Source organism: Konateibacter massiliensis, from assembly GCF_900184995.1.
Taxonomy (GTDB): domain Bacteria; phylum Bacillota; class Clostridia; order Lachnospirales; family Lachnospiraceae; genus Lachnotalea; species Lachnotalea massiliensis.
In genome coordinates, this window is the sequence record NZ_LT860099.1 from 13,551 (window position 1) to 25,669 (window position 12,119).

The window sequence follows — 12,119 nt, forward strand, 5'->3', positions numbered from 1 at the left end:
TTTCAATTATTTGTGAACAGGAGAGTTAATAAAATGAAAAAAATCAGAACAAGATTTGCACCAAGTCCGACAGGAAAAATGCATGTCGGAAATTTGAGAACAGCGTTATACGCATATTTAATTGCAAAGCATGAAGGCGGAGACTTTCTTTTAAGAATAGAAGATACGGATCAGGAGAGATTTGTTGAGGGCGCATTGGAGATTATTTATCGTACATTGGCTAAGACAGGCTTAGTCCATGATGAAGGTCCTGACAAGGACGGCGGAGTAGGTCCTTATGTGCAGAGTGAGAGACAGGAGCAGGGCTTATACCTGAAATATGCCAAGGAACTGGTAGAAAAAGGAGAGGCATATTACTGCTTTTGCGATAAAGAGAGACTGGAAAGCTTGGAGCAGGAAGTGGCAGGAAAGCGTATCGTTGTCTATGATAAGCACTGTGCATCTCTTTCCAAGGAAGTGGTTGAGGAAAAACTGGCGTCGGGTATTTCTTATGTAATCAGACAGAACAATCCGACAGAGGGAACGACAACTTTTGTGGATGATATTTACGGAGATATATCGGTTGATAATGCAGAGTTGGATGATATGATTTTGATTAAATCAGACGGCTATCCAACCTACAATTTTGCAAACGTGGTGGACGACCATCTGATGGGCATTACCCATGTAGTTCGCGGAAATGAGTATTTATCTTCCTCACCGAAGTATAATCGCTTGTATGACGCATTTGGCTGGGAGGTTCCGACATACGTACATTGTCCTCTGATTACGAACGAGGAGCATAAGAAGCTGAGCAAGAGAAGCGGTCATTCTTCCTACGAGGATTTGATCGAGCAGGGCTTTTTGACTGAAGCAGTTGTAAACTTTGTGGCACTCTTAGGCTGGAGTCCGGAGGACAATCAGGAGATTTTCTCTTTGCAGGAGCTGATTGAGAAATTCGATTACCATCATATGAGCAAGGCACCGGCGGTATTTGACATTGTGAAGCTGAAATGGATGAACGGCGAATACATTAAGGCGATGGATTTTGATAAATTCTATGAGATTGCAGAGCCTTATTTGAAGGAAGCGCTGACAAAGGACTTTGACTTAAAGAAAATCGCGGAAATGGTAAAGACCAGAATTGAGGTATTTCCTGACATTGCAGGCTTGGTTGATTTCTTTGAGACTTTGCCGGAATATGATATTGAAATGTACGCACATAAGAAAATGAAGACGAATGCAGAAACCTCACTTGAAGTCTTAAAGGACATGCTTCCTATTTTGGAGGCACAAGAGGATTACAGCAATGATGCTTTATATGCGACACTGTCAAAATATGTCGAGGAAAAGGGTTATAAGAATGGTTATGTGATGTGGCCAATCAGAACAGCAGTTTCCGGCAAGCAGATGACACCGGCAGGCGCAACAGAGATTATGGAGATTATAGGAAAAGAAGAGTCCATTCGAAGAATTAAGGCTGCAATTGAGAAGCTGAGTTAATAATAGAGTATAAATAAGGAGATGTTACAGGGCAGGCAGAGAGCCGGTGGTGTAATGTCTCCTTTTAGGTTTGGATTAAAATGCAAATATTTGTGTATTCACTGTGCTCCGGATGGAGTATAATTAAGGTAGTTCAAGGAAATAAATACTAAGGATAGTAAGATGTACGAAGAGGGATAAAAAATGGACATTCAGGAAAAACGAATAACGTTACGAAAAGATTTGATAAGAGTTTTTTGGGTAGTCTTGGCATCGATTATAATGGCATTAAATATCAAAAGCTTTGTAAGTGCGGGAGCACTTATTCCGGGTGGTTTTACGGGGCTCACGATACTGATACAGGAAATTGCAAGGGAATTCTTTCACCTTACACTTTCTTTTGCGGTTATCAATATATTGCTGAATTCTGTGCCGGTTATAATAAGCTATAAATATATCGGGAAGAAGTTTACCATTTTTTCTTGCATTACGATTGGGCTTACAAGTGTTTTTACCGATTTGCTGCCGTCCTACCCAATCACGTATGATATTTTGTTAATCAGTATATTTGGAGGAATGGTGACCGGAGCTGCCATCAGCATGTGCCTTTTTGCAGATGCCACAAGCGGCGGAACGGATTTTATTGCAATTTTTTTATCCAAAAAATACGGAATTGACGCATGGAATTATATATTGGTCGGAAATGCGGTTCTGTTGCTTGTCGCGGGCTATCTGTTTGGCTGGAACAAGGCACTTTACTCCATTATATTCCAGTTTACCTCGACCCAGATGGTTCATTTATGTTATAAGCGCTACAAAAAGAATACACTGTTTATTATTACCGATTACCCGGAACAGGTGGCAAAGGCAATCAGCGAGACGACACGACATGCCTCCACCACATTTCACGGATTCGGCACCTACGAGAAGAAGGAGAGAACATTAATCTACTCTGTTGTGGGCAGGGAAGAGGTAAAGAAGGTTGTGGCGCGAATCCGCGAGGTGGACGATAAGGTATTTATCAATATTATTAAGACAGAGCAGTTGGAAGGGAATTTTTATATTAAGCCGAATGATTAGGAAGACAGTTCCATATTGTGAAAGAAAATTTATAATAGAATAACAAGAGCTTAGGTTAGAGACAGTCGCTAAAGCGGGTATCCCTAACCTGAGCTCTTGCTTTACGTTATCCCGGCAAAGCTTCCTCTTGTATAGAATTTTTTGAAAATCCATTGACAAAATAAAATTTAAGCACTATACTGTGTATTATAAAACATCACAGTAATACACATATAACACACCAGACACAGTTGGAGGGGAAAATTTGAATATTATTATATCAAACAGCAGTGAAATACCGATTTATCAACAGCTTAAAAACCAAATTAAGGAGGCTATTTTGACCGGAGAGATAGGAGACGGCGAGCTGTTGCCCTCTATCCGCAATTTGGCAAATGAGACGAGGGTCAGCGTGCTGACGACAAGACGTGCCTACGATGAGTTGGAGGCAGAGGGCTTTATCAAAACGGTTCATGGAAAAGGAAGCTTTGCGATGTCAAATAATTTGGAGCTGCTAAAGGAGGCAAGGCTGAGACAGGTGGAAGAAAAGCTTTTGGAGGCATACCAGATTGGAAAGGCGATTGGCGTCACCAAGGAGGATATGCAGGCGATGATGGATATATTATATGAGGAAGGCGGTAAGTAAGATGGAGTATGCGTTGGAAATCAGTGGTTTGGAAAAGGAATACACAAAGGGAAATCAGGTACTAAAGGGGATTGATTTAAAAATAGAAAAGGGAGTTGTCACGGGCTTTATCGGAATGAACGGAGCGGGCAAGACGACCACGATTAAGCTGATTTTAGGGCTGATACGGGCGAATGCAGGGACGATTAAGATTTTTGGAAAAGAATTAAAGGAAGCGGAAAAAGAAATCAAAAACCGAATTGGAATTGTGTTTGACCAAGGCTATTTGTATGAGGATTTAAAGCTTGCAGATATGAGGAGAATATTTGCGGGGGCCTATTCAAACTGGGATAATGCTGTTTACGAGGAATATCTCCAAAAATTTCATTTAGACGAGAAGCAAAAGGTAAAGGAGCTGTCGAAGGGCATGAAAATGAAATTTTCTCTGACACTTGCGCTGTCACATCATGCCGACCTGCTTATCATGGATGAACCGACTTCCGGCTTGGACCCAAAGGTGCGTATGGAATTTTTAGAGATAATCCGTGAATTTATGAAGGAAGAAGACAAAACTGTGTTTTTCTCCACGCACATCACGACAGATTTGGATAAGATTGCGGATAGAATCATTATGTTGAATCAGGGAGAGGTTATACTGGATGAAGAAAAAGACAGACTGCTTGAAGGGCACGCCTTGGTAAAGGGAGAAAAATCAATGCTCAATGCGGAAAACAAAAAATGGTTTGTCTTGCTTGAGGAGAGAGGATTTTCCTTTGAGGGGCTTACAAATAAGAAGGAACGGGTAAAACGGGAAATGGAACGCGCAGTGTGTGAAAGACCGACAATAGAAGATATTATGGTTGCCTATATGGGAAGGTAGGGAAGGATATGAATTTAGCACTTGTAAAAAAAGATTTCAGGCTTGTATTTCGAGGAAATGCAGCACTTGTAATATTGCAGATGTTATTTATACTGACCATAATTTCTGTGAATTTCAGTGCGATAGGATACTCGATTGTAGGATATAGCGTGATGACAGTGGCCTTCGGCTGGCAGATATTAATGACAGTCAGTGAAAAAGACAAACAAAACAACTCTCTGGCACTTTTGACGGCAATGCCTTTTAAAAGAGATAATATAGTCAATTCCAGATATCTCAGTGCGATGCTTGGCTTCTTTGGGATAACCGCCGCATACGAAATATTTGCGCGATTGATGACAGTTTTTCATATCAGTGTTTTTAAAACGCTGGACATATCGACTCTGCTTGTGACATTTAGTGCTTACGCTCTGTTTGTAAGTATAACCTTACCGTTGTATTTACGATTTAGGGATATCGTAGTAAGAGGGATTTCCATATTCCTTATTCTAGGCAGTGTGATAATCGGGATAAGAATATGGGAGGCAACAAATATCAGCCTTGTGCTCTTATCAATTGTCTGGCTGCGTGAATATTATGAGGTGATATGCATCGGCATTGCCGCGACTGCTCTGTTTGTTTCCAGAGCCATTGCACTTTATCTGCTTCAAAAAATGGAATTTTAGGGAGGAATGGCACGATGAATCTGATACAAAAAGATTTCCTGCTTATAAAAAATAAATTGTTACTATATGGAGCAATCTGTCTGTTTATTGTGGTTCTGGCTAGATTTGCCACCCCGTATGAAATGATAAATAGTGCGATTTCAGCAGCGGTAGGGCCGATTTTTGCATATTTTGTCACGATGATTGCCTTTGAAGCAGAGGGAAAGCATAAATCAGAAATACTTACGGTGACGCTTCCTTATATGAGACACGAGATTATACGGGCAAAATATAAGAGTGTATTGCTTACCGCTGCTCTGTTTTATTTGATATGTATTATAGTGGAAGCAGGCTTTGCCTGGATAAATGGACAAAAGTTTACGGGAGGAGGAATTGTTTGCGGAATTGCGTTGAGTCTTCTTGTCTATGCGTTTATGATTCCTTTTTTTGTGAAGCTTGAGTATGTAAAGGCAGCTAATTTGATGATGATGGGTTTTATGATGCTTGGTGTGCTGGGCGCTCTTGTGTCAAAAGTGTTGCAAGGCAGTAAGCCGCCGGCAGTGCTTTTTGAGAAAATGGGAAGTTTTTCTATGCTGGCAGCAGGAATTGCGGCATTGGTATTCTCTTATTTGATTTCTGAATTTTTGTATGAGCGGAAAGAATTTAGTTAAGCATTTTCCCTTTTATTGTCATGAATAATTTAATAAAATCCTTCATACTTCCATAGTGAGAAGTATGAAGGATTTTGTGATAGTAATGATAGAAAAATTCTTTTTTATTTCTTAATTAAAAAACCAAGCATATCAAGCCTTTGCTCAATCTCGTCCAAAGTCTCTTCGCTGTCTGCCTCAACGGTGTGAGAGTGAACATCTCCACTTAGCACATTCAACGGAACAGCGTTGGAGGATTCAACTTTTTTCATAAAGGCATCGACATCGCGCCGAGAAGACAAATTTAAGCTGCCGGTAAGGACACCGTACACCTCATGTTTCACCATGACGTCCTTGACAAAGCCGCCGCAGTCGACAATGGCGTATAGCTCTTCTCTGATTTGATCCCTGTTGTGTGTCACATTAAATATTCTGGAGGGATTGACAGAAGCGACCGGAAACAGTATGTAGCCACGGTTGGTCGACAATATATTATAATCCGCCGCCTTTAGTACGGCGATATCCTGTACGATAATCTGTCTGCTCACTCCCATTTGTTTTGAGAGAGTATCCCCCGAAACAGGAGTCTTGGAATTTTGCAAGGTATGAAGAATTTGCTTTCTGCGTCTTTCTACGTCCATAATCAATCCCTTTCTAGTCAATAAGTTCTATATTAAAAGTATAGCTTACCCATCTGGATTTGTATATAGAATTTCTGCACAAATAGTACATGCAAAATAATACACTTTGATTTTAAGAGAATTTAGAGTAGAATAGAAGAAGCAGTAAATTTACAAACATGGAGGAAAAATGGATTTAAATTTAAATAAAGGGCAGCTTCAGGCGGTCAGACATGTCAATGGCCCATGTATCGTAATTGCACCGCCCGGAAGCGGCAAGACGATGGTTATCACCCAGAGAACGAGATATTTGATTGAACAATGCGGAGTAAATCCGGCAAATATATTGGTTATCACCTTTACAAAGGCAGCAGCAACAGAGATGAAGGAGCGTTTTTTACGCCTGATGGGAAAAAGTGTGCCGGTATCCTTCGGAACATTTCATGCTGTGTTTTTTACCATATTAAAACATGCCTACGGCTTTCGTTCAGAAAATATATTAAAAGAAGAGCAGAGAATTGAATTTCTAAAGGAAATCATACATAAATTCGAATTGGAAATTGACGATGAAAGTGAGTTCATCTCCGATATCACGGGGGAAATCAGCCTAATTAAAAATGATAGAATTGCCTTAGAGCATTACTATTCCACAAACTGTCCGGAGGATGTTTTCCGAAAGATTTATCAGGAATATGACAATAAGCTTAGACAGTCAAAGTTGATTGACTTTGACGATATGCTTGTGTACTGTTATGAGCTGTTTGCGGCGAGACAGGATATTCTAGGGGCGTGGCAGAAAAAGTATGAGTATATTTTGATTGATGAATTTCAGGATATCAATAAAATTCAGTACGATATTGTCCGAATGCTTGCAAAGCCTCAGAACAATCTTTTTATTGTCGGCGATGATGATCAGTCAATCTATCGGTTTCGAGGGGCGAAACCGGAAATTATGCTTCATTTTGAGGAAGACTATAAAGATGCCGTGAAGGTGCTTCTTGACATGAATTATCGCTCTACAAGCGCAATTGTGGAAGGCGCAGTGCGGGTTATCAAAAATAATAAAAGCCGTTTTAACAAAGAAATTCACACCATGCATGGTGAGGGAATTCCGATAGAAATTAAAAAATGGAAGGACCAGAACGAAGAAAACATGGAAATTGTGGAACGGATATTGGAACATAGGAAGAAGGGCGGAGAGTTTCAGGATATTGCTGTTTTATACCGGACGAATACCCAGCCAAGAACTCTGATAGGAAAGCTGATGGAGTACAATATTCCGTTTAAGATGCGGGATGTTCTGCCGAATATCTATGAGCACTGGATAGCGAAAAACATTATTTCCTATATCAATCTGGCAACCGGGTCCAGAGAGAGAAAGGAATTTTTGCAGATTATCAACCGCCCGAAGCGCTATGTGAGTCGCGAGTGCATTGACAGCATGCAGATTTCGTTTGAAAATATGAGGGAATTTTATAAGGATAAGGACTGGATGATTGAGCGGATTGACAAGCTGGAATATGACCTGAGAATGTTGGCAAAAATGCCTCCTTACGGGGCAATCAACTATATTCGTCACGGAATCGGCTATGAGGAGTACTTGACGGAATACGCAGAATATAGGCGGATTAAGCCGGATGAACTCATTGATACACTGAATGAATTGCAGGAGAGCGCAAAGCCCTTTAAAACTTATGGAGAATGGTTCCTTCATATGGAGGAATACACAAACGAGCTTCGTGCCCAGATGAAGAACCGAAACAATCAGAACAACAGCATTTCGCTTGCCACCATGCACAGCTCAAAGGGGCTTGAATACAAGCACGTATTTGTTATTGATGCGAATGAGGGTATTACCCCGTTTCGAAAGGCAGTGGTAGAGGCAGATCTAGAGGAAGAGAGACGAATGTTCTATGTTGCCCTCACAAGAGCGAAGGAGCGGCTTTATGTCTATTCCCTTGAGGAGAGGCTGGGGAAAAAGCTTGAGGTGTCCAGATTTGTCGGAGAGCTGATTGTGAGCAAGCAAGAGCTGACGCCGTCCACAGAAATCATTCACAAGAAATATGGCGAGGGCATAATCAAAGCCGTGGATAAGGATAAGCTGATTATTTATTTTAAGAAGAGTGAGCGGGTATTGGTGCTGGACAGCAATTTTTGCATCAGCAACCAGTATATACAGTTAAAACAATAAAACAGATTGGAGTGACGAAGGAGGATGTTGGATAAAAACAACTTTGTTTCCTTTAATTTTCTGAAAAAAGAGAGTTATACGGGCAGCATGAAGGGGATGAGATATCGCTTAAACAAGGAAGCGGAGCCGGAGGTTAAATTAAAGGTAACGATTTGGCCGGAGCCGTATTCCTATGAAATGACAAAAGAGGAGAAGAAGCAGACGGCAGAATTTGAATTCAGCAAAGAGGGTGAGGAGGCAGCCGTGGAGTGGTTGAATGAGCAGTATGAAGCGCAAAAAGAGCTGTGGGACAGCGTGAATCCTCATAGGTAGCAAGGTGCTCATAAATAGTTTTCATACTGGGAAATTCCTAGTATATGAAAAAAGAATGACGGTTTTCCGTCATTCTTTTTTTATCACAGAGGGATTAGTCCTCTGAATCAAGCTCATCAAATTCTTGGGAATCTAACAATTCATCAAAAGCATCTGCAACAAGCTCGTACTCGTCATCATCCTCGATGTTTGCCAACTGAGGTTCTCCGCTTTCATCTTCTGTGTAACGGTATAAAAATACCTCACCTTCCTCATTTTCACCCTCTTCGTCAAGCGGAAGAAGTGCGATGTAATCCTTACCATCCACAGGGAAAATTGTTAAAATAGCACATTCAACAACAGTATCATCGTCTAAAGTCAAGGTTACAGTAGATTCCACGTCAAAGCCAACTTCTTCGTTACAGCCGCAATCGCAATTTTCATCATGTTTACTCATTTATTGATCCTCTTTTCAATCTTAATATAATGGAATACTTTATTAAAAGTATAAGTATGTTTAATGTAACAGAATTATGCCCGAAATGCAACCAGAATATTTTTTTGCAGGCCCTAAAATCATGTTTTTTCATGCTGGAATGAAACACATGATCTTTTAATTTTGGTATCATATCTTAAATATATATAAAAAAGGGGGAAAATGAAAAAAATATGTTGACATTATCCAGTTTTATAATAAAATGAAAATGATAGAATTTTATAAAATTTGAGAGGAGAAACTTTCGTGGTTAGCAGTAGTACAAGTGAAGAACGTACCAGTAGAGGGAGCTATTCAAATAGCAATAATGGGGGCAGACAGGAGTACAAACCTAGAAGCAGTTACAACAAGGATTTTAAGTCTGGTACAGATGGAGACAAAAAGGATTTCAGAAGCAACAATGGCGAGAAGAGAGACTACCAAGGCCAGAATAATACGGAGCGAAGAGAGTACCGAGGACAGAATGGTACAGAGCGAAAAGAGTACCGAGGACAGAATGGTACAGAGCGAAAAGAGTACCGAGGACAGAATGGTACAGAGCGAAAAGAGTACCGAGGACAGAATGGTACAGAGCGAAAAGAGTATCGAGGACAGAATGGTACGGAGAGAAAAGAGTATAGGGGACCGGGTAACACGGAACGAAAAGATTTCCGGAAAAGGGACGGAAATGAGAGACCAAATTATAACAATCCGAGATATAACAAGGACAAAGATGATGATTATGGTCAGTCAAGAAATAACCACGGGAAAGATTCCAGGGGAAGAGGCAATGAGACAAAAGATACGAAGGTTAAGGAACAACAACCGGATAAGATGGACATTGTAAAGCGTCTGGAAAAAGAAAAAAAGGCTATGCAGAAAAAAAATGATGCCAATAAGAAGGCAAAGGCAGCAAATGCAAGACAGCCGGCAAAAGTAAAGAGAACAAATAATATTGACTGGACGAAAGAATATGAAAATGATTCATTTGATGATGATGACATGTTCTACACGTTTTAAGTTTTAGATAGAAAACCAAATCGACACAAATCAACTCGTTGCTTTGTGTTTGGTTTGGCTTTTTTGATATGATTGGAAACTCCTCTTTTTTATGAATAAGTAGAATAAAATTTCCAAATATGTTAAAATAAGTCAGGAGTATAAATAAAATAGAAAACGAGTAAATATGAGGTGAAAAAGATGGAAGGCATCCGTATTCAGCCAAAGGCAGACCCATCAACATGCCCTTTATGCGGTGGTGAGTATAAGCAGATAATACCCGAAATTGTAAAATGTTCTGCCTGTGGCTTTGAGGAAAAGAGTACTTTTGGAATTGTAAAAGAATACATAGAAGAAAATGGTATACCAACTATATTGGCAGTTGCAAAGGGCTGCAATGTGCCGGTTCGTAAAATAGATAACTTTTTAAGGAATGGGCAATTGGAAATTCCGGAAAGCTCTGAGGTATTTATCAAATGCAGGCGGTGTGGTATCGATATCCGTTTCGGCAAATATTGCAAAGAATGTGCGACGATATTAGCACGTGATTTGTCAAAGTCATTTGAGATAAAGGAAAGTGAAATTGGTGAAGTTCCAAAGAAAAAGCAAGGAAAGATGCGTTATATTAATAAGGAATAGCAGGTTGAAAAAGATGGAAACCATCATAGAGTGAGAGCTCTGTGATGGATTTTTTATATATAGGAAATTTCTTTGCAATTTCCTATATATAAAACTAATTATGCGCACGAATGCAAGTGGAAGATGTCACTACGTGACTGTATTCGGCACGACAAAATAAAAAAGTACTTTACTTGTCGTAGTAATTATGATATGATTACTACGACAGATAAAGTACGACAGTCGTAGTAATTGATACATCAGGATAGAAAAGAAGGTGATTGGTTGATTAGCAGTGATGTTATTCGCGGATATAACGATATTATGATTTTATGTTTATTGTTGGAAAATTCCTCTTACGGATATGAAATATCAAAAAACATCCGGCAGATTACAGAGGAGGAATATGTGATGAAGGAAACAACACTTTACTCCGCGTTTGCAAGACTTGAGAAAAACGGATATATCACCTCCTATTTTGGAGAGGAAACACAAGGAAAGAGAAGAACCTATTTCAAAATAACGCAGGAGGGTATTGCGTATTATAAGGAAAAATGTGAAGAGTGGAAGTTGACTAAGGAAGTTGTAAATAAATTTATTAAGGAGATGGAATAATGGAGACAATTCAAAGCTATTTAAACAGTATTTTTAACGGGTTGCCGCACACAGATGAAATCCTGAGACTAAAGTTAGATTTACAGGACAGCATGGAGGAGAAATTCCATGAATTAAAAAGGGAAGGCAAAACTGAAAATGAAGCAATCGGCATTGTGATATCTGAGTTTGGAAACGTAGACGAAATTTTAAATGAAATGGGAATTTCGACAGAATTAAGCGAGGAACAACTTCCTGACGTAAATCTGGAGGAGGCAAAGGAGTACATCGCCCTAAAACGCGGCTCAAACAAAATAATTGGTGTGGGAGTGAGTTTAATTATTTTGGGTGTTGCATTTATATCAGCTTTCGATCAGGCGGTTGAGGATAATCTGATTTTTACTCAGATGTCTGCAAGAGCGAGAGAAAATATTTCCCCTCTTTTTCTGTTTATCTTTCTCGTACCTGCTATCGGCATGTTTATATACAGCGGCACCAAACTTGAGCGCTTTAAGTTTGTAGAGGAAAATAGGTTTCGCCTAACACTTTCTGCAAGAGGAGTGATAGAAAATATATGCAATGAAGCAAAGCAAGGAAGAATGATTGGGCTGATTGTGGGAGTAAGTCTGTTGATATTGTCTGTATTGCCCTCAGTGATTGGAGATATCATTAGTGAGTCGGCAAGTAATTATAGCGGTTCCATTTTATTGACGATGGTATCAATAGGAGTTTTCATTCTGATTACGTCAGGAAGCACGGTGACTGCCTGCAATCAATTGCTTCAGGTTGAGGAATTTGATCCGAGGAAAAAGAAGGAAGGAAGGTTAATCGGTGTTGTGGCAAGTATTGTCTGGCCAATAGCAGTCTGCATCTTTTTGGTCTCCGGCTTTGTTTTCCAGAAATGGGGTATAAACTGGGTTATATTTCCAATAACAGGTATTTTGTTCGGAGGATTTTGTGCGGCTTATTCTGCTGCAAATCAAGAAAAACAGTGAAAGTAAGAATGGGATAG

14 protein-coding genes are annotated in these 12,119 nt (G+C 39.8%); 12 read left to right on the forward strand and 2 right to left on the reverse strand.

The features are described 5' to 3' along the window. The first annotated feature begins 33 nt into the window (after positions 1 to 33). From gltX to CTY48_RS05595, 6 genes are all read left to right on the forward strand, one after another. Complete coding sequence (gltX, locus tag CTY48_RS05570; protein ID WP_099467539.1) at positions 34 to 1,482, forward strand: glutamate--tRNA ligase; 1,449 nt, start codon at positions 34 to 36, stop codon at positions 1,480 to 1,482. Positions 1,483 to 1,665: 183 nt separating this feature from the next. Continuing rightward, a complete protein-coding gene (locus tag CTY48_RS05575; protein ID WP_099467540.1) occupies positions 1,666 to 2,541 on the forward strand; it encodes a YitT family protein in 876 nt (291 codons plus the stop codon). A gap of 244 nt (positions 2,542 to 2,785) precedes the next feature. Then, the gene (locus CTY48_RS05580; RefSeq protein ID WP_099467541.1) at positions 2,786 to 3,166 is read left to right on the forward strand and encodes a GntR family transcriptional regulator; all 381 of its coding nucleotides are present in this window, start codon (positions 2,786 to 2,788) and stop codon (positions 3,164 to 3,166) included. After that, entirely contained in the window at positions 3,147 to 4,025 is an 879-nt protein-coding gene (locus CTY48_RS05585) for an ABC transporter ATP-binding protein (RefSeq protein WP_236354775.1), read from the forward strand. Before CTY48_RS05580 ends, CTY48_RS05585 begins: the two co-directional genes overlap by 20 nt. Before the next feature lie 8 nt (positions 4,026 to 4,033). Next, the gene (locus CTY48_RS05590) at positions 4,034 to 4,690 is read left to right on the forward strand and encodes an ABC-2 transporter permease (protein WP_099467543.1); all 657 of its coding nucleotides are present in this window, start codon (positions 4,034 to 4,036) and stop codon (positions 4,688 to 4,690) included. A 14-nt stretch (positions 4,691 to 4,704) separates the two neighbouring features. Next, positions 4,705 to 5,340: an ABC-2 transporter permease gene (locus CTY48_RS05595; RefSeq protein WP_180272650.1), complete on the forward strand. Its 636-nt coding sequence runs from the start codon at positions 4,705 to 4,707 to the stop codon at positions 5,338 to 5,340. Between the two features lie 104 nt (positions 5,341 to 5,444). On the opposite strand, the gene CTY48_RS05600 is transcribed toward CTY48_RS05595, so the two are convergent. Further along, positions 5,445 to 5,960 (reverse strand): transcription repressor NadR, encoded by a 516-nt coding sequence (locus CTY48_RS05600; protein ID WP_099467545.1) that lies wholly within the window; start codon positions 5,958 to 5,960, stop codon positions 5,445 to 5,447. A 169-nt stretch (positions 5,961 to 6,129) separates the two neighbouring features. On the opposite strand from CTY48_RS05600, the gene CTY48_RS05605 reads away from it, so the two are divergent. Continuing rightward, on the forward strand, positions 6,130 to 8,130 hold the full coding sequence (locus tag CTY48_RS05605) for an ATP-dependent helicase (protein WP_099467546.1): 2,001 nt from the start codon (positions 6,130 to 6,132) through the stop codon (positions 8,128 to 8,130). A gap of 24 nt (positions 8,131 to 8,154) precedes the next feature. Next, positions 8,155 to 8,442, forward strand: a complete 288-nt coding sequence (locus CTY48_RS05610) for a hypothetical protein (RefSeq protein WP_099467547.1) — start codon at positions 8,155 to 8,157, stop codon at positions 8,440 to 8,442. Positions 8,443 to 8,536: 94 nt separating this feature from the next. On the opposite strand, the gene CTY48_RS05615 is transcribed toward CTY48_RS05610, so the two are convergent. Further along, a complete protein-coding gene (locus CTY48_RS05615) occupies positions 8,537 to 8,878 on the reverse strand; it encodes a DUF1292 domain-containing protein (RefSeq protein WP_099467548.1) in 342 nt (113 codons plus the stop codon). A gap of 285 nt (positions 8,879 to 9,163) precedes the next feature. Here CTY48_RS05615 and CTY48_RS05620 point away from each other — a divergent pair, with 285 nt between their 5' ends. The 4 genes from CTY48_RS05620 to CTY48_RS05635 all read left to right on the forward strand — a co-directional run bounded on the left by CTY48_RS05620 (position 9,164) and on the right by CTY48_RS05635 (position 12,102). Next, positions 9,164 to 9,916: a hypothetical protein gene (locus CTY48_RS05620; RefSeq protein ID WP_099467549.1), complete on the forward strand. Its 753-nt coding sequence runs from the start codon at positions 9,164 to 9,166 to the stop codon at positions 9,914 to 9,916. 180 nt (positions 9,917 to 10,096) lie between these two features. Continuing rightward, entirely contained in the window at positions 10,097 to 10,534 is a 438-nt protein-coding gene (locus CTY48_RS05625; RefSeq protein WP_099467550.1) for a hypothetical protein, read from the forward strand. Positions 10,535 to 10,837: 303 nt separating this feature from the next. Further along, positions 10,838 to 11,128, forward strand: a complete 291-nt coding sequence (locus CTY48_RS05630) for a PadR family transcriptional regulator (RefSeq protein WP_334293745.1) — start codon at positions 10,838 to 10,840, stop codon at positions 11,126 to 11,128. Continuing rightward, the gene (locus tag CTY48_RS05635; protein WP_099467552.1) at positions 11,128 to 12,102 is read left to right on the forward strand and encodes a permease prefix domain 1-containing protein; all 975 of its coding nucleotides are present in this window, start codon (positions 11,128 to 11,130) and stop codon (positions 12,100 to 12,102) included. Before CTY48_RS05630 ends, CTY48_RS05635 begins: the two co-directional genes overlap by 1 nt. The last annotated feature ends 17 nt before the right edge of the window (positions 12,103 to 12,119 follow it).

What these genes read in the sequence shown, in the direction of transcription:
- gltX (WP_099467539.1), top strand. Translation starts at nt 34, where the DNA reads ATGAAAAAAATCAGAACAAGATTTGCACCAAGTCCGACAGGAAAAATG.
- CTY48_RS05575 (WP_099467540.1), top strand. Translation starts at nt 1,666, where the DNA reads ATGGACATTCAGGAAAAACGAATAACGTTACGAAAAGATTTGATAAGA.
- CTY48_RS05585 (WP_236354775.1), top strand. Translation starts at nt 3,147, where the DNA reads ATGAGGAAGGCGGTAAGTAAGATGGAGTATGCGTTGGAAATCAGTGGT.
- CTY48_RS05590 (WP_099467543.1), top strand. Translation starts at nt 4,034, where the DNA reads ATGAATTTAGCACTTGTAAAAAAAGATTTCAGGCTTGTATTTCGAGGA.
- CTY48_RS05595 (WP_180272650.1), top strand. Translation starts at nt 4,705, where the DNA reads ATGAATCTGATACAAAAAGATTTCCTGCTTATAAAAAATAAATTGTTA.
- CTY48_RS05600 (WP_099467545.1), bottom strand. Translation starts at nt 5,960, where the DNA reads ATGGACGTAGAAAGACGCAGAAAGCAAATTCTTCATACCTTGCAAAAT.
- CTY48_RS05605 (WP_099467546.1), top strand. Translation starts at nt 6,130, where the DNA reads ATGGATTTAAATTTAAATAAAGGGCAGCTTCAGGCGGTCAGACATGTC.
- CTY48_RS05610 (WP_099467547.1), top strand. Translation starts at nt 8,155, where the DNA reads ATGTTGGATAAAAACAACTTTGTTTCCTTTAATTTTCTGAAAAAAGAG.
- CTY48_RS05615 (WP_099467548.1), bottom strand. Translation starts at nt 8,878, where the DNA reads ATGAGTAAACATGATGAAAATTGCGATTGCGGCTGTAACGAAGAAGTT.
- CTY48_RS05625 (WP_099467550.1), top strand. Translation starts at nt 10,097, where the DNA reads ATGGAAGGCATCCGTATTCAGCCAAAGGCAGACCCATCAACATGCCCT.
- CTY48_RS05630 (WP_334293745.1), top strand. Translation starts at nt 10,838, where the DNA reads ATGATTTTATGTTTATTGTTGGAAAATTCCTCTTACGGATATGAAATA.
- CTY48_RS05635 (WP_099467552.1), top strand. Translation starts at nt 11,128, where the DNA reads ATGGAGACAATTCAAAGCTATTTAAACAGTATTTTTAACGGGTTGCCG.